Source organism: Eubacteriales bacterium (genome assembly GCA_041390245.1).
Taxonomy (GTDB): domain Bacteria; phylum Bacillota; class Clostridia; order Christensenellales; family JAWKQI01; genus JAWKQI01.
This window is the reverse complement of record JAWKQI010000004.1, coordinates 1-18,514: the sequence shown is the minus strand read 5'-3', so window position 1 is coordinate 18,514 and position 18,514 is coordinate 1. Positions and strand designations below refer to the sequence as shown.

General features: G+C 35.7%; 15 protein-coding genes. 4 read left to right on the top strand and 11 right to left on the bottom strand.

Annotated features, from left to right (window positions below; translation table 11 throughout):
• Positions 1-132: 132 nt before the first annotated feature.
• The 6 genes from R2876_05590 to rplM form a co-directional block, all read right to left on the bottom strand.
• The gene (locus R2876_05590; protein ID MEZ4358083.1) at positions 133-2,664 is read right to left on the bottom strand and encodes a DUF4234 domain-containing protein; all 2,532 of its coding nucleotides are present in this window, start codon (positions 2,662-2,664) and stop codon (positions 133-135) included.
• Between the two features lie 164 nt (positions 2,665-2,828).
• Positions 2,829-3,740: a thioredoxin-disulfide reductase gene (gene trxB, locus R2876_05585; GenBank protein MEZ4358082.1), complete on the bottom strand. Its 912-nt coding sequence runs from the start codon at positions 3,738-3,740 to the stop codon at positions 2,829-2,831.
• A gap of 92 nt (positions 3,741-3,832) precedes the next feature.
• Positions 3,833-4,849: an ABC transporter permease gene (locus R2876_05580; protein ID MEZ4358081.1), complete on the bottom strand. Its 1,017-nt coding sequence runs from the start codon at positions 4,847-4,849 to the stop codon at positions 3,833-3,835.
• Positions 4,846-5,562 (bottom strand): ABC transporter ATP-binding protein, encoded by a 717-nt coding sequence (locus R2876_05575; protein MEZ4358080.1) that lies wholly within the window; start codon positions 5,560-5,562, stop codon positions 4,846-4,848. Before R2876_05575 ends, R2876_05580 begins: the two co-directional genes overlap by 4 nt.
• Positions 5,563-5,675: 113 nt before the next feature.
• Positions 5,676-6,071: a 30S ribosomal protein S9 gene (gene rpsI / locus R2876_05570; protein MEZ4358079.1), complete on the bottom strand. Its 396-nt coding sequence runs from the start codon at positions 6,069-6,071 to the stop codon at positions 5,676-5,678.
• 15 nt (positions 6,072-6,086) lie between these two features.
• Entirely contained in the window at positions 6,087-6,518 is a 432-nt protein-coding gene (gene rplM, locus R2876_05565) for a 50S ribosomal protein L13 (GenBank protein MEZ4358078.1), read from the bottom strand.
• A 387-nt stretch (positions 6,519-6,905) separates the two neighbouring features.
• Between rplM and R2876_05560 the strand changes: the two genes are divergently transcribed.
• From R2876_05560 to R2876_05550, 3 genes are all read left to right on the top strand, one after another.
• On the top strand, positions 6,906-8,417 hold the full coding sequence (locus R2876_05560; GenBank protein MEZ4358077.1) for a DUF3794 domain-containing protein: 1,512 nt from the start codon (positions 6,906-6,908) through the stop codon (positions 8,415-8,417).
• A gap of 732 nt (positions 8,418-9,149) precedes the next feature.
• On the top strand, positions 9,150-9,926 hold the full coding sequence (gene spo0A / locus R2876_05555) for a sporulation transcription factor Spo0A (GenBank protein MEZ4358076.1): 777 nt from the start codon (positions 9,150-9,152) through the stop codon (positions 9,924-9,926).
• Between the two features lie 381 nt (positions 9,927-10,307).
• A complete protein-coding gene (locus R2876_05550; protein ID MEZ4358075.1) occupies positions 10,308-10,568 on the top strand; it encodes a Veg family protein in 261 nt (86 codons plus the stop codon).
• 8 nt (positions 10,569-10,576) lie between these two features.
• Here the strand turns inward: R2876_05550 and R2876_05545 are convergent, their stop codons facing one another.
• The 4 genes from R2876_05545 to R2876_05530 all read right to left on the bottom strand — a co-directional run bounded on the left by R2876_05545 (position 10,577) and on the right by R2876_05530 (position 15,713).
• Positions 10,577-11,722, bottom strand: coding sequence for a hypothetical protein (locus tag R2876_05545; GenBank protein ID MEZ4358074.1), 1,146 nt, complete (start codon positions 11,720-11,722; stop codon positions 10,577-10,579).
• 91 nt (positions 11,723-11,813) lie between these two features.
• Positions 11,814-13,385, bottom strand: coding sequence for a phosphoenolpyruvate carboxykinase (ATP) (gene pckA, locus R2876_05540; protein MEZ4358073.1), 1,572 nt, complete (start codon positions 13,383-13,385; stop codon positions 11,814-11,816).
• Positions 13,386-13,521: 136 nt separating this feature from the next.
• Complete coding sequence (gene rsmA / locus R2876_05535) at positions 13,522-14,364, bottom strand: 16S rRNA (adenine(1518)-N(6)/adenine(1519)-N(6))-dimethyltransferase RsmA (GenBank protein ID MEZ4358072.1); 843 nt, start codon at positions 14,362-14,364, stop codon at positions 13,522-13,524.
• A gap of 101 nt (positions 14,365-14,465) precedes the next feature.
• A complete protein-coding gene (locus R2876_05530) occupies positions 14,466-15,713 on the bottom strand; it encodes a G5 domain-containing protein (GenBank protein MEZ4358071.1) in 1,248 nt (415 codons plus the stop codon).
• 223 nt (positions 15,714-15,936) lie between these two features.
• Between R2876_05530 and R2876_05525 the strand changes: the two genes are divergently transcribed.
• Entirely contained in the window at positions 15,937-18,060 is a 2,124-nt protein-coding gene (locus tag R2876_05525) for a penicillin-binding protein 2 (GenBank protein MEZ4358070.1), read from the top strand.
• A 34-nt stretch (positions 18,061-18,094) separates the two neighbouring features.
• Here the strand turns inward: R2876_05525 and R2876_05520 are convergent.
• On the bottom strand, positions 18,095-18,514 hold a 420-nt coding region (locus tag R2876_05520; GenBank protein ID MEZ4358069.1), incomplete at its 5' end, for an anaerobic ribonucleoside-triphosphate reductase activating protein.

Genomic DNA, 18,514 nt, shown 5'->3' with positions numbered 1-18,514 from the left:
AGTTTTTATCAAAAAGCAACTTTCCAATTAATTTTTATGCCTAAAAGGCATATCCAAATTCCCTTATTAAAAAGTCTTTTAAAATAAGGAAAAGCGGCTGTTTATTTTTACAGCCGCTTGAATTTTACTGGCCTAGCTCTTTTTTAAAAATAATATAGATTCCTGCCCTGTTAAAGTTCTTATATCAGATGTATTTATCAGATTAAAAAACTCTTGGTCTAAAACTACCTTTAGACCGCCCACCACATATGCCTGAATAGAAGCTTTTAACTCCCCGTCGATATAAAGGTCTACCTTTGCGCCATCTTTTCTCCAGTTACCATCTTGCAATGTTTTTGTTACATAATCATCGTCTGTTGGATTTTTAATAGAACTTTTCACATATGATTCTATCAATGAAAAATTTCCAGACGATGCAAAATTAAAAGTAAGCTTAACATTAACTTTCACATTGCCTGTTCTCTTGCTTTCAAAACTATATTCAAAACTCCCAAAATAATTTTGCATATCTTCAAGCTGAGTCTTTTTAGCAATTACAATACTCTTGTCGGGCAGGTTGCTTAGCCTCTCGATTGCGGAACCCCATTCTCCTCCGTTATACACTGTAAAAAACTCTTCATACGGCTTAACGAAATCATAAATAGATCCAAGCTCCCTGCTGTCTTTAACGATAGCGGCTATTTCCTTTGCCTTATCTATATCTGAAACTTTTATATAGCTTTTAATATCATCTAAAAACGCATCGTTTAACAACGTAACTTCATCCTTATACGGATTAGTTTCATTTTCGCTTAAATTTAAATATTCGCTAAATGCATCTTTTAGATCGTCGTTGTCTATAAGCAGTCCAATATTACGGTATCGTATGTCTTTTGATTTATTAAGATCTAAATTGCTCAGTCTGTTTGCCATCTTTGATGCGGTTATAGTATCTTTCTCGGTAAGCGCTGTTTCGGCTTTTTCAACATATACAGAATAAAGTTGTTTTTCTATCCAGCTCTTAGTATCCGGCGGAGCACCTTTTAGGTAAGCTTCAGCCAAATAGTATTGCCCGCTGTTAATATACTCTGTCACCGTACTTCCTATATGTATCTGGTTTATTATGCTCGTCCCCATTCCAACTACAACTGTAATTGCCGCAATTACGGTTGCAGTAGTTACGGTTAGTTTTTTATCCGTGTCCGTTTTGCTAAAAGGTGAAATCTCCGGGCACTTTACGTATGCAAGCTTATATGTAAAGTCCGGTAAAGAACAATTGATATGTGAATAGTTAATATCAACAATAATAGACATAGATTTTCTCATTATATAGCCAGAAATTATATTTAAAAGAAGTATATTAAATAAAAACACTTTTTTACTAATCTTAATTTCTTTATCTGTCCAGCTTAAAAGAAGTTTCTCCATATGCTTTGCCGTTGCCACTTCCAGATAAATACGGTAAAAAGGTATTATCATGCAAAGGAGTACTTTTCTCCCTGCATTTTTATTTTTCCGCTTCAATGCCGCATCTAAAAATACGTTGGAAGTATATAAAAAGTAAAGCCCATATATGCCAAATGTCATTATATAGTAGAAAATAAACCTAACTGAAGAAAGCTCTTTTAACGTATAAGAACGGCGTTTGATTAGGCCAACTCCCTTTTTTGCCATGTCCGCTTCTATAAATGCATTTATCTTACCCATAAATATACCCATAAGAAGCGGCATGCAGAGTATGCACATGAAAAATGCAGTGCCTCTTTTTACACTCATAGAGCTTGTATTTAACTTTTGTGCTGTCTCATTAATTTCTCTTGATGTTTTTACATACCAGTAAATTATATAAAACGGTATAAATATAGCAAGTGCAAGGCTAACGCCCGGCCTTTTGGCATCTGAATTACTGTAATACCTTAGAGCATCCGTTGTTTTATATATGAAATAAAGGTTGTAAAAACCCAGTGTTATTATAAAAAGAAATATTGCCAAAGGTACAGACTGAGTTTTAAACGCCGTGTCGACTTGAGGAGGTTCATATACACTCTTATCTTTTTTATACCTGGTTGGATAAGCAAAGAAAAAGGCGTTGCTTCTAATTTCACTTAAAAGAACGGTAGCAAACAACCACTGCAATAAAAATGCCGAAGCTATAATATTTAATAACAGCGTATATATTTCGTTTAAAACAAACCCATTTTCTATAAAAGAAATAACATATGTGTAGACAGCAGATACAAGATTAAAAAGAATACTTATTATGATAAGCTTTCTGGCGCTGGCTCTTAACCTGTCCTTTTTCTTAACGATATATAAAAATGTAAGCAGTAAACCCCCTGCCCAAAATATGCCGCCTATATTTGAAAACGCAGTTCCTGCATTCAAAAGCTCGGTCAATCCGCCATTTACTAAGCTGTATGAGCTGTAAAGTAAATTATACATTGCATATAAAAGCAATATATACCCTATAAACATTATCCGCCTATTTTTAGATATTAATAATGCAGTTGTCAATATCAAAAGCAGCAATAAGCCGCCTAATTTAGTTACTTTAAATAAAGCAAGCCCGCCTCTTAATAGAGGTATTCCCGTAAACAATGCAAATATCAATATGAAAACAGACGAAACATAAAGCAAACACATTATATTATTGGTATTTGCATTAAGTTTTTTCTCTTCGTGCATATTAAAAACATTCCTTTTCTAACAAAATCTTTTCGTTTTGTCGATTATATATGTAAAATGATATTTTTTCAACAGCTTTATTTTAATTATATCTTCCAATATATTACAAAAAAGCAGGTATTTTAACACCTGCTTTCTATAATATAACTTACCTATGTTTTGCTTTAAAAATTTTCCATAATATAATTCGTTGCAGAATAAACCGCAATTGCGCCGTCAGACACCGCTGTTACAATCTGCCGCAGAGGTTTTTTAACTATATCACCTGCTGCGAACACTCCGGGTACGTTTGTGCTCATGTTCTGATCTGCTATTATGTATCCCTTTTCAAGCTCAACCTGGTCTTTTATCTTATCGCTTATAGGTGCCACCCCAACTGCAACGAATGCACCGGACAGCTCAAGTGTTGTAGTCTTTTTATCCTTAACGTTTTCTACAACTAACCCTTTAAGTTTATCCTCGCCTTCAAAGGATAACGGGATAGATGATAAAACAGGAACTATATTTTGCTTCTCAGATATCTTCTTTGAAAGATGGTACTGCATCCTGTACTCATCTCTCCTGTGCACTAAGTAAACAGTATCACATATTGTAGATAGATACATTGCATCTTCTCCGGCAGTATCCCCTCCGCCGATTACTGCAACTTTTTGGCCTTTGAAAAAAGCCCCGTCGCATGTGGCACAATAAGAGACACCTTTACCGGTAAGCTCTTTTTCCCCCGGCAGCCCCAGCGTTCTTGGGCTTGCACCCATAGCCAGTATAATCGCTTTTGCCTTATATTCATTTTCAGCCGTTTTTACTATTTTTTCTTTGCCTAAAAGGTCAAAAGATTCTATTTCCTCATAAGTTATATTAACTCCGAATTTCTGGGCCTGGTTTGTCAAAGACATTGCAAAATCAAAGCCCGTTATACCATTTTCAAAGCCAGGATAGTTCTCTATAAAATGAGTCTTCCCTGCCTGCCCTCCCGGAAAAGCGCGCTCAATAACAACTACTTTTAATCCGGCACGCGCAGCGTATATGGCACTTGTCAGCCCTGCCGGCCCTGCACCGGCAATAATAATATCAAGCATAGTTTTACCTCGCAGTCTTTTTCTTACAGTATACCCTAAATATGAGAATAAAAAAAGAGAAGTGCTAGAAAGATTTTAAAGAATTTTTCTTGTTAACGCGCCCTATAACGCCTTACAGCAAGAATATTTACGATAAACAGAATTAAAATAAATACGCCCAAGGCAATTATAAATGGCAAGACATTCCCTATACCATCGCCGTAAACCAGTACCTTTTTAAGCCCCATGCTACAGTAATAAAGCGGCATGATTTTTGCAATATATGATAAATAAAGCGGCATTGTATCAATTGATATTATTCCCGTAAAAAAGAACTGCGGCACTATGATAACAGGTATAAACTGCATGACCTGAAATTCGTTTTTAGAAATAGCTGAAACGAGTATGCCAAACATAACAGCAATAACCGCTGTTAAAAGCATTATTATCGATGCAATCCACCATTCGCCGCTAAAAGGCATATCTAAAACGAATTTTGAAAACACTATCAAAAGAACGCTTTGTATTACCGCAAAGATTCCAAAACCGCATATATATCCCATAACGACCGAAACCGTCTTAACAGGCGTCAGCATCAGGCGTTCAACTGTTCCTGAAGTCCTTTCTCTGACAAAGGATATGCCAGAAAAAATAAATATTATAAAAAATGAAAGTATTCCTATAATCAGGTATCCAATACTATTAAATGTGCTTTCATCTACATCGCCGTATACAAAAGACATGTTAATGCTGAAATTCGGATTGAAAGAGGCGATCGCTTCTTTCAAGGCTTCATTTACCTCCGTAGTTTTTACAGTATCAACTTCAAGCATCACTACATTTATTCCGCTTGTATCCTCGGATATAACAGCATCTGCTTTCCCGCTTTTTATATAATCTACATCGCTTTCGTCAGAATCTTTTTCTGTTAAAGTTATTCCATCTTCTTCCTGTAAAACTGCAACCAAATTAGGAGATAAGTTGACTGTAGCTACTTTTGGAACATATCCGCTTTTTCCAAGAATAAAGTAAAGAAGAGTCAGCAAAAATATCGGTACAAACACCATAAGAAAAAGGGAACGCTTATCGTTAAATATTTGTTTTAAAATGCGGCTTACTATACTTATCATAATTGCTTATCCTCTGACATAAAAAAAAGTTGTTCTATATCGCCATTAGGCGTCTTTTCAATAACGTTTTTTGTCGTGTCATTAAAAATCAATTTTCCGTTATAGATAAGCGCTACATGATCACATTTTAAAGCCTCATCTATTATGTGTGTAGTAACGACTATTGCAACGCCCTGATCCCTAAGCCTATAAAAGTAATCCCATATGGATTTACGCAATACCGGGTCTATTCCCGCAGTCGGCTCATCGAGCAGCAGATATTTAGGATTGTGCAAAAGGGCAACTGCGAGCGAAAGACGTTTTCTCATGCCTCCGGAATAAGTAGATACTAGCCTGTCTTTATCTTTATAAAGATCTAAAGATTTAAGTATCGTATTAACCCTATCTTTCAATACCTTGCCCTTTATGTTATATAGGCCCCCAAAAAACAAAAGATTATCCTGGCCGGATATATCATAGTATAGCGCATCACTTTGCGGCATATATCCCATATATTTATAAAGTGATATTGAAGGCACTTTTATGTCATCTACCTTTATACTGCCAGAATCTAAATTGATTGCGCCGGTAATAAGCCTGATTAGCGTTGTCTTCCCGGCACCTGACGGACCTAAAAGGCATAATATTTCACCGCTGAAAACTTTTAGTGATATTTCATTTAGCACTTTTATACTGCCAAAGCTTTTTGAAGCCTTCATTATATCGATCTGCATTTTTAACCTCAAAACGTAAATTTTATTCATTTATTATATCAGGAAAACCCATGAAATGAAATAAAAAAAGCTTACAGATATCTGTAAGCTTTTTAAAATAATAATTATTAAAATTATCTCTTTGAGAACTGAGGAGCACGTCTTGCGGCTTTTAAGCCGTATTTCTTTCTCTCTTTCATTCTCGGGTCACGGGTTAAGAACCCGGACTTTTTAAGAACTGGCCTATTGTCCGCGTTAGCGGCAACCAGCGCACGGGATATTCCGTGTCGGATAGCTCCTGCCTGGCCTGTTATGCCACCACCGTAAACGTTTACGAACACATCGTATGTTCCTTCACATTCGGCAGCCTTTAGCGGCGAGCGGACTATCATCTTAAGTGTTTCTAAGCAGAAATAATCTTCTATATCACGCTTATTTATAACGATCTTGCCCTTATCGGAGGGAACTAAACGAACGCGTGCAACGGAGCTTTTTCTTCTGCCGGTTCCAAGATAACAATTTTCTCCCATTTTATCTTACCCTCCTTAATTGATTTCGAGTGCCTTTGGGCACTGCGCCTGATGCTCATGTTCAGGTCCTCTATATATATGGACTTTTTTAAGCATCTTTCTTCCGAGCGAATTCTTAGGAAGCATACGGCGGATTGCTTCATAGAGTGCAAATTCCGGTTTTTCTTCCATAAGCTTTCTATACTTTGTCTCTTTTAAACCACCCACATAACCAGAGTGGCTGTAATATACTTTTTGATCCAATTTTTTACCGGTAAAAACAACCTTGTCGGCATTGACTATGATGACATAATCGCCTGTATCTACAAATGGAGTATACTCCGGTTTATTTTTACCTCTTAGGATACTTGCGACCTGGCTGGCTAACCGGCCAAAGACTTTTCCTTCAGCATCAACAACATACCATTCTTTTTTAACAGTATTAGCGGACGCCATATATGTTTTCATAAGGCTTATCCTCCCTTGAAGTAAAGCAATTTTTACTGTTTTATATATGTTGTTCCCGGGGCTAATGGCAACAACATGCACAAAATATTATAATTAACTTTATGTTAAGTGTCAACTTATTTTTCTCAAATACACCCTATTTTAACCGGTTAATTTAAAAATCAACTAGTTTTAAGATTATATATCGGCATATTATAGCATACTTATGTTTCATAACCCTTTAATTAGATTTTTTCTTACTTTAATTTATACGGCTTGATCTTAAAACAAGCCCTTATCATATTTTTTTATTAAATACTATATAAAATGGTAATAACTGCGAAAAAATTTCTATATAAATATTTATAGGAAAATAAGAATTTAAATCCTTGAAGGAGGGGTAAGTTTATGGACATAAAACATAAGCCACTAACCGTTCAGCAGCCTGTTTTAAATGTGTCCTCACAGGCGCTATTCGATGGTGTAATATCACTGTCATCTGATCAAAACGATTTGTCCGAAGTGCTGTTTGCAGATGGTTATGCAAGCCTGGCTGGAGTTGAAACACTTGAAAACCGTATAATATTAGATGGCGTAATACACTACTCTATCATATATAGAGATATAAATGGCGAGGTGGATTGCCAAAAGAGCATGTCTTCTTTTAGGCATTCTATGGATGCTCTTGGAGTTACCCCAAAGACCAATGTAAATATAAACGTCTCTTTGACTGAGACAGAAAACCACGTGAAAAATGAGAGGAACGTAAGTGTTACCGGGGTTGTGGATATAGACGCACTATGCTTTACAGATCAAATGGTAGATATGGTTGAAGAGACTCCAGATATACAGGCAAAGCACAATAATGTAACGATGAGCTGTATTGGCAAAATCGAGAGGCATCATACGACAATAACAGAGGAAAAACGGCTTCCTCAAACGCTCCCGCCAATTAAAAAAGTTGCATTTGCGTATGGTTTCCCTTCCATCACCACAATGAAACCCGAGGATGACCGGGCTGCTGTCGAAGGTGAATTGAGCATAAATATCTTGTATATAACCCAAGAAGAAGAGGCGCCGTTAAGTACTACAAGCCAAATGCTGTCTATTGGCGAAATGCTCCCCATGCCTTCAATGCAAAAACCTTCTCATATGTTTAGCAGGGTTTCAATAGATAAAATAGATGTTACCGTTGTAGATGAGGAACAAGACATTATTCGCATAACCGCGGAATTAACCATAACCATGATGCCATTGAATATGGTCTCCATGCCTGTTTTAACTGCGGCATATTCAACTAAGACTATGCTTGAAGAAGAAGTAAAAACTATGAATGCATGTTCCTTAATAAACCATCTAGCCGAAACTACGCTTATCCGCGATACACTTTCAGTTGGCAGCCCCAGAGCCGTACGAATAATCTGTTCATCCGGTAAAGCCATAGTATCAAAAACTGTATGCGGCAACGATATACTTCATGTAGAAGGTATTATATTATATAACGTCTGCTATACTACAGAAGAAGGTATGGTTTCAAAGGTTATGGAAAAACCTTTCCAAGTAGAAGTCTCAGCTCCTGGGCTTACCGGTAAACACAATTCTCTTGCCGTAGCTATTGTAAAAAATGTACAAACCGAAGGAAGCGGCCGGGATATAAATGTCTCATCCCTTATAGTGATAGACGCATACTTCTTCTTAGACCAATCTTTCCCGGTTTTAACAAACCTTACGGATCTAAACCAGCCTCCTGTTAAAACCAGCGGGTTGATAGTATACTTTGCAGACGAAGGGGAAACTCTCTGGGATGTATCTAAGAGATTCTTAATAGATACAAAAAGTATAGTTTCATATAATCCGGAAATAGAAGAAAACAGCACCTTGTCTTCCGGGCAAAAACTTTTGCTCTTCGCAAAAAGATAACATATAAAATTGACAAAACTTAAAAAACGAAGCTTAAACGTGCTTCGTTTTTTAAGTGTAAGGAAAAATTAGAGCTTTAAAGACCAGAGTCCTCATGTATCTTAATTAAACAGATGATCTATTAAACAAAAATGTTTATCGCTTTTTTGAAAAGCTATCATCTTCAGATCTTAATAGCTTAAAGCATTTTTAATTGTATAGGGTTAACCCGATACAAAAATAAAATAAATTTACAAATGCTCGCCCAAACGGATTATTTGCATACCTATATGCAATAAAATCTACGGCTGCTATTTTTAAGAACTGCAGTAGCAAATAAGCCCTGCATTTTCCTTACGCTTTTAATATACCCTTTTTAGCTCCTCTTATAAGTACCAATTTTTACTATCATTTTCAATAAATTTTTTAGCTTATTTTATCGAATAATTTCACTTTTTATACTATTAAAATAAGCCTTTTATATATCATTGAATCAAGCCTTTTATTAATGCGCGTTTATTGTCGAAAAAGGTGCATAAAATGTCTAAATATATCTAAAAAAAGTTATATTAGCTCATAAAATGTCAATTTTAAAAAATATTATCAATTATCATTATTTTTTTTAAAAATTTACTATATTTTGTTGATTTTCTTAATTATATGTGTTATATTTAATATATAAAAAGATTCTAGTAAAGCCCCAAAAAAGCTTTGCCGTTATTAATCATTTTAGAAAGGTAGGTACTCTTAAAAATGTCGGAAAATTTGAATATTTTATTGGTAGACGACAACGAACAACAGTCCCAACTTCTCAAAAATTATCTTTGCACCAAAGATCATATCGGTAAAACAGATATGGCATTAAGTGTGGGCGAGGCATTAATCAAATTACAGCGTGACAAGTACGATGCAATCATATTAGATTTGATTATGCCTGAAAATGATGGCATTGCTCTTTTAGATGCAATAAGAAAAATGGATGTGGAGACAAAACCTATGAGTATAGTTTTATCTTCGTTATTTAATGAGTCTGTTATAACAAATACTGTTAATCATGGAGCAAAATATTTCTTTGCTAAACCTATGAACGCAGAGACTTTATACAAGCGCCTCCTAGATATGTTTTCTTTATCTAATGTTATGTATGAAACTGACCAGATGCTTCCAACTGTTAAAAGCAAATCATTAGACGAGAGAATAACCAGCATCTTTTTAAGTATTGGTATACCCGCACATATCAAGGGATACCAATTTTTGAGAGAAGCTGTTAAGATAGTTGTTAAAACTCCAGACATCATAAATTCAATAACCAAACAGCTGTACCCGGGAATTGCACAAAATTTTGATACCTCTGCAAGTAAAGTAGAGCGTGCCATTCGTCACGCTATCGAGGTTGCCTGGGCCAGAGGCCGCCTTGAACATTTAAATGATATCTTCGGGTACAATATATATGAAAAGAACGATAAACCTACAAACGGAGAGTTTATTGCGTTAATTGCAGATAAAATTGCGATGGATATAAGCAACTGATTTTTATATGTATAAATATTCATTTTTTTAATATTTGCGATAAAAAATCATATGCACCGCTTATTTATATACATTTCATGTATATACAAATAAAATATTAAATCCAGTTTTTTATCCACAGGAATTTTCACATGAATCCCTTATTTATAGCCGTTTAGTGGAAATACCTGTGGATAATGTGACTAACTTTATTCATTCTTATTCATTTTTATATGCATTTACAAAATGTTTTACTTATAATTTACATTTTAAATTTTTATTACAATTTTAATTCTATTTAAATATTAATAAATTTAACATGAATATTTATTCTTTTTTTATGGGTATAAAAACCATTTTTATGGAGATACTTATTTTAAAGAGGTTAAAAAATTGGTAAAAATGGAAAAAAACTCACTGGACCAAATAAAGCGCTACATTTTTAAAAAAAATGGAAGTAGGGTCGTTTTTTTATCTAAAAACGGTAGACGTGGATATCAAAAACAAACCGGTATAATAGACGGAGTATATCCGGATATATTTACCATATACGTTTCTGATAATAACATTAACAGGCGCTTTTCATATACATATGCCGATATATTAACCAATATCATCCATCTCGTTTCCGATAAAGATGATTTTTTAGCGGGACTAAAGTAGTAAATACGCTATCCGTTTCCCTTTTGCATAACCACTTTTACCCAGTATCCCTGCCCTAAGTAATTAAAAAACCGTGTAAACTCCCCCTGCCACGGTGGAGGCTTAAACGAAAACTCCCCCGGTATTCCCGTTGCGTACGCCTTTAGGCCGTTAATTATGGCACTCCCACTTATGTAATGGCCTGTCTGCGGGAACGGATAATCTACTTTATTCCATTCAAACATGTTTAAATCACAATAATCTGCTTCTTCGAGTTCTTCTAATATTTCGGCTTTTTCTTTATTTTTATTCTCATTACCAGATTCTTGATTTAAACCTTTATTCTCTTTTCCCTCGTCTGCTTCCTTATTTTTTTCCCCGTTATCCTTAATATCTTCCTGTTCTACACTGAGATTTTCTTCACTTAATTTGCCCCCGTTTGATTTTGCTTCATCAAAATTTCCCTCACTTAATTTTTTTTCCGCATTTATTTTATTATCCTCTTTTTTTAAGGTCTCTTTCCCAACCGTATTTGGTATATTGTTATCTTTAACTGCCTCATCAATGACGGTCTCTTCAGTATGATTTTTTGAAGAATCGTTTGACATTAGGGCCATCATCTTTTCAAGCATTCCCGTATCCATATTGTTATTTCCATTTAGCATTTGCATCATAGAAAAAAGTTTAGACATATCTTGATTGCCCTGTTCTCCATTTTTTAAGAGGTGCGGGAGCATATTTAAAAGCATATCATTATTAACCAGTTTCTCTTTCTTTGCTTCGGTCTTTAACTTTTCTTTTTGTTCTTCTTTTTTTGTAAATTCTTTAGCCTCATCTAATTTAAAAGCCTTTTTATCCGGTTCCTCTTTAGGCGGCTTTATTATGATACTATTCCAATCTAAATTCTCTCCTCCCGTTAAACATATACTTTCCCTGCATACTACGGCAACTGATTTTATGTCGTCTGCACTGGAATTTGTAAGCATGTAGCTGTCTTTTATGTTAAGACATACTACTCCGGCACTGTTTTTTAGATAAAGTGTTTTGTTGTCTGGGATTTCTGTTATAAGCTGGCATTGCATACCCTCTGGCTGGTCTATCAATTTTAATATACCTTTTTCTCCGCTCTTACCCTTTAATTCTATTATCCTTCTCATACACCGTGAGATCTCCATTTTTTTAATACTTCCCCTCTAAATTAATTTATATGCAAATAAAAAAAAGATTCGCACGAAATTTATGCGAATCTTTTTTTATTTTTAATTTTTAAGCCTTGGGGCCTGCGTCAATTATATTCTGCGGCATATGGCTGTACTTAGTTTCAAAGTTTTTAATAAAGTTACCTGCAAGTTTTTTAGCCTGCTTTTCATATGCTTCTTTATCTGCCCATGTATTTTTCGGGATAAGGATTTCAGAAGATACATTAGGGCAAGTTTTTGGAACAAGTATGTTAAATATAGGGTCTAACACAAACTCGCTCTTTTCAAGCTGCCCTGTAAGTGCAGCTGTGACTATAGCTCTTGTTACCTTTATGCTCATTCTCTTGCCAACTCCATACGGGCCACCGGACCAGCCAGTGTTTATAAGATATACATTAGAATTAAACTGCTCTATTTTCTTACCTAACTGTTCTGCATATATGCTTGGATGTAACGGTAAAAAAGGCCCGCCAAAGCAAGTTGAGAATGTAGGAGAAGGCTCCGTTATACCTCTTTCTGTACCTGCCAGTTTGCTCGTATATCCTGACACGAAGTGATACATCGCAGCTTCTTTAGTAAGTTTTGCCACCGGAGGCAAAACACCGAATGCATCTGCAGTTAAAAATATGACTGTCTTTGGATGCCCTGCTACACTTGGTATTAGCGCATTAGGGATATAAGACAATGGATATGCAACACGTGAATTCTCTGTGATGCTCGCATCGTCATAATCAGGAACCCTGTTTTTGTCTACAACTATATTTTCGGCTATACTTCCAAATTTAATTGCTCTATAAATTTCAGGTTCTGTTTCTTCGCTTAATTTGATACACTTGGCATAGCATCCGCCTTCAAAGTTAAATATACCATTTGAAGACCAGCCATGTTCGTCGTCTCCGATGAGGCTTCTGTTTGTATCTGCGCTAAGAGTTGTCTTTCCTGTGCCGGAAAGCCCAAAGAACAATGCAACGTCACCGTCTTTACCAACGTTTGCGGAGCAATGCATTGGGAAAACATCTTGCTGTGGAAGTATGTAGTTCATTACATAAAAGATGCCCTTTTTCATTTCGCCAGCATATTTAGAACCTGCGATCAATACAGTTTTTTCTTCAAAGTTAACTAAAATGGCAGCTTCGGAATATGTTCCATCTTCTTCAGGAACACACTTTACTCCAGGTGCACAAATAAGTGTAAAATCAGGAACGTATCCGGCAAGTTCCTCCTCTGATTCCGGCCTTATAAGCATAGTCCTCATAACTAAATTTTGAGCAGCCAGTTCATTTATGCAGCGTACCTTGATCCTGTTATTCTTATCTGCTCCAGCGAAAGCATCGCATACAAAAACGTCTTTATTTTCTAAATACTTTTTTATTTTATTAAATACTTTATTGTACACTTCAAGCGAAGCAGCCTTATTGGCGCCGCCCCAGCTTACCAGTTCTTTAGCTTTGCCGACTTCAATGGTAAAACGATCGTTAGGTGAACGTCCGGTATATGGTGAGGTATTTAATAATAGCGCACCGTTTTCCATCAATATTCCCTCATCCCTCTTAAGTGCTTCTTCGTAAAGCTCTGGAGCATTTAAATTGTAATATACATTTTTGGGGTTCAATATCCCGCTTTTTCCCAATGGATACATAATTTTCCTCCTTATAAATTTGAATAATTTTATTTAAAATACTGCAAAAATCATATTTTTTTATGCAGCACTTACATTGCCTCCAAAGTTCCCCACTTTATAGTATTCAACATATAATCCTGTTTTCCTGCCTAAATTAATAATTTTTTAAAAAGTTTTTTAAATTTTTAGCCATTTTTAAAAAATCTTCTGTGGAGAACTGCTGTGCCCTATATGAAGGATTTAAATCCAAATCTTTAAAAAACGTTGATGCAACGTCTTTTTTTACTCTAAACGCCGAAGCAAAATTATTCTCCACAGTTTTTCTCTTCATTGCGAACAAAGCACGCGTAATTTCAAAAAATTCCTTTTTAAACTCAAACTCTCTGTTCACTATATCGAAGTTAACAACAGAGGAGTCTACTTCTGGCTTAGGTAAAAAAGAATTCTTTGAAACATTAAATAGTATATGCGCTTTACTATAAAAAGAAACTGCAATTGTAAGAGCGCTTTTATCTCCTTCATTACATATTCTTTGGGCAACTTCTTTTTGCATCATTAAAACCATGCCGCTAACAGGCAAGTTTTCCTCTAAGAACCGCATTATTATCGGTGTAGTAATATTATATGGCAAATTAGCTACCACAAAGAAATCATTATCTCCAAAATGCTCCTTAGCATCTGCCAAAAAGTCTGCTTTTAGGGCATCTTCATTTTTAACAAAAACGTTGTTTTCGTTTTCAAGTATCATATGAAGTGCTTCAAAAAGCCCTCTGTCTATTTCATAGGCCAATACTTTTTTTGATCTCTTTGCCAGTAAAAGCGTCAGTGCGCCTAGCCCAGGGCCTATCTCAATGATATAGCTATTTAAAGGAGCAGCATTTGCTATTTTTACTAGAGTATTTTCATCTACCAAAAAATTTTGCGAAAATCTCTTTTGCGGCGAAAGAGAATATCTTTTTAGCAATTCATTTACGACTTTTGGCGAATAAACTTTCATGTGTTACCGTCTTTCTTCTTTAATCTAATATTATATATATTATATATATTAAAAAACCGCTTGCAAGCGGTTTTTTAATATAAAAATTATATCTAATTTAATTATTTAAAGAAATTGTGATTATCTATCGTTTTATAAAATGTTCTTGATCCCCAAGAAGTCCCCAATCTAGACGGCCTGAAATACATTACGTTACTTGGTAAGGACTTACCTCCGGAACATACTTTTCTGGCATTGTTTAAGCTCCTAGAACTATAACTGCCAAGGCTTGCAAACTGGCCGGACTGATTAACCACACCAGACATTGTATTTGGATATTTAGAACTAGCTATTCTGTTTAATACAACAGAACCAACAGCTATTTGCCCTGCGTCGCTCTCTCCGCCTGCCTCTGCATATATAAGCTTTGCCAGAATTATAATATCGGAGTTGCTGTATTGAGATGCTGTACCGATATTTACTATCTTTGTGACAGGATTCTTAGTGACTTCTTCAGAAACCAATTTTGTAGTAGATTTTACGCCGTTTCTATACACTGTCCTGTAAGTTAATTCTTTTTCACCTTTAACGCCTTTTTGTGTTACTACGCTTTTGCCGCTAACAAGCGAAGAGTCTTTCTTCTCTACAGTTTTATATTCAATAGCCTCTGTCTTAACCGTCGTTTCAATCTCAATATCAACTACAACGATATTTAACCCATCGGTTAACTCGACATTTCCTTTAGGGGCTACTTCATCGTCTGAATCATATGTGACCCTGGCCATAGCTAAGGCATCTATAACCGTACCTTCGCGCATATAAACCGTTTGTTCCTCGTCGCCCTTTGTGACCGTGATTGTCATTAGTGGCTTTAATTCTTCTATCTCTCCTGCTGAAGTTACGTTTGTAAATACATACTTGGCTTCGCTGTTTTCATTATTTTCTGCTGTATCGTTATAAGCAGATGAATTTTCCGCATTTACAGATTCGTTAGTCGCATTAAAGAAAAGCGGAACAATAAAAATACCAATTAATATGCAAGCGCAACCGGCAGATGCTATTATAACTGTTAATTTATTCCTTATGATAAAATTGTTAAAACGCTTGAATAAATCTGGCTTTTTTCTATGAGATGTTCTTCCTAAATATATTTCCGTATTTTTATTTTTAACTGAGTTAGGATTTTTAGATTTCTTATTAAATTTTAAAAGCTTAGGCGCCGCTTTTATAAACCGTGTTAACTTTACAAAAGCTGTCGTAAACAAAGACAGTATAGAAATAAAAAATCTACCGACTTTATTCGTAAAACGAAGCTTCTTTCTTTTTCTTTTTCTCGGCGCTATGATTATGCTTCTTTTTTCTATTTTCATACATAATTCCCCTTAATTGTAACGTTATTATATTACAATGTGTTTAAAAAGTCAAACGCATTGTAATTCTTTTGTAACAATTTTGCACAATTATAATAAATATTATACCTGTATGCTGACATTAAATTAAGCTAATGAACAATCTGCTTGTTTTCCGCATATTGAAAAAAGCGTATTTTTCTAATATAATCATAATTACATATTAAAAGAGGAAGTAAGATATATGAAATCTATATTAAAGAAATTTTTTGTATTCCTCATCACAACAACAATTATTGCAACTGCCCTGTCTGGCTGTACTATCTCAAAAGCGGTTAACGCCTTTGCCTTTCTAAAATGTATAGCAGAAAAAGACTTTGAAAACGCATATACTTATATATGGCCGTATTCTCCAACATACCCAACAGAAGAAGAATTCGTAGAAGAATATGAAGATCTATTCGATAAACTCTCAATTAATAATGTTGAATATAAAAATGCTTCTATTAAATCCGATGGTGAAGACTACTTACTTTCTTATACATTAACATATGCAACTGACCACTATGGTGATATTACAAACGATTATACTATATGTCTTAAAAGCACCGGCTTTGGTTATTATGTCAATTTTGAGGAAAGCGTTATCTTTCCGGATATGGAATCCGGAGATACGGTTTGCGTATCCGAGATAGAAGGCAGCCGTGGCGAGATCTTTTCTTCAGACGGAAAAGCGATAGCAGGAAATTCATATGCCCCGACCGTTTATGTCGACTTAACCGTAGCTGAGGATTTAGACGCTATAGCTTCTGAACTTTCATCTATACTTTCACTTGATGAGACTACAATATTAAATAAAATGACTAAAGCTAAAGACTCGGAACTTGAGACTGTCGAAATTTACTCTTACTTAGAAGGGCAGTTATCCGATGATAAAATAAGCCAGATAGAAGAAATCAAAGGTGTCGCCATAGATACATCTTATCTAAAACCAATAAGGTACTACCCCCTTCACGAAGCAGCGGCCCACATAATAGGTTACACCAGCTCTCCATCCGAAGAAGATATGGAAAACTCTATAGAAAAAGGTTATGATCCTTATGGTCTTGTAGGTAAGACTGGTATAGAGCTTGCATTTAACGATGCTTTGAGCGGTTCTAACGGAACAATAGTATATATAAAAGATTCATTTGGCAATAATAAACGTACAATATACGAAAAGGATGCCAAAGACGGCGAGGATCTATACTTAAGCATAAATTATGATATGCAGCAATACTCCTATGCTCTTTTAGATAACTACCTTTCTAAAGGCCAGTCTGGCGTAGTTATAACACTTAATGCAGACACGGGAAGTTTATTGTCTGCCGTATCTTATCCCTCATTCGACAGTATGATTTTTAATCTTTCCGTGAGCGATGAGACGTGGGAAGCGCTTAACTCGGACGAAAATGCAGATCCACTTTTCTCAAGGATAACCCAGGGCCTATATCCTCCCGGAAGTGCTATTAAACCTTTTACGGCAGCAGCGGCACTTGAGGCTGGAGCAATAACCGTAGACACGCCTTTTCCTGAAACCGAAACCATTGAAGATGATAAATGGACTCCAAGCTTTGAAACATGGGGCTACCCAGCTATAAAAAGGTATGAAGACCCAGGGTCGCCTACAACCCTTACAAATGCTATGATATATTCGGATAACATATACTTTGCATACGCCATGCTAATGCTCGGCAAGGACAAGTTGGTGGATTATTTGCAAAAAGCCGGCATGGATGAAGCAATTGCTTTTGACCTGCCTGTTGCCTCATCGTCTATAACAAATGAAAATACGGAAATAAATAGGAAGCTCTTAGCAGATATGGGTTATGGCCAAGCTGAAATAGTAATGACCCCGCTTCAGTTAGCCGCAATGTATACGGCATTATTAAATGGAGGAGACGTGCTGGCCCCAAAACTTGTTGAGGCTACCGGCGGATATACAGAAGATGAATATGTAAAGACAGATACATCAGAAAAAAATGTGGCATTCGAAAGTATAATGGAGCAAAGTACAATAAATACCCTGCTTCCCATATTAAAAAAAGTTATTTCCGAAGGAACAGGCTCCAGTGCTAATATACAAGGGCTTGAATTGGCCGGGAAAACAGGAACGGCTGAAATAGGTTCAAGCAAAACAAGAGAAATCTCTTGGTTCATTGCATTTGAAACAGAAGGTACGGACAGGCTCTTAGTCTTGGTTATGATAGATGCGAACCCAGAATCTGGTAAAGTTAAGTTTCCTATAACTAAAAAGCTTTTTACATATTATAATTCAAACATAGCAACCGAAGACGACGACTCAACTACAAATAACGATGATAATTAAAAAAGCATGTAACTTACATGCTTTTTATAAATTTTTAAACGCCTCTCGTTTGCGTATTTGGTATATATTTTTTAGCTATATCTGCCGCTTTTTTAACAAGTTCAATGCTTACAGGCTCTGGAAATATACGGCCCTTTATATTCGGCGGCTTTCTATATTGCTGTATATAATATGCCTTTGCGCCTTTAAGTGTCTTAGCTATTTCCTCAATATCCTCTAAGTCTAAAAGAGGCATATACGTGGTCCTGAATTCATAGTCTACATCTTGATTTAAAATAAATTCAGCGCTTTTAAATATGGCTTCTTCATCCGCACCTTTTGTCACCAATTCGTATTTGCCTTTTGGCGCTTTTATGTCCATTGCAACGTAGTCTACAAGCCCTGTAGATAAAACCTTTTTAAGTTCATCAGTCAGCTGGCCGTTAGTGTCCAGCTTTACAAGTAAAGGCAGTTC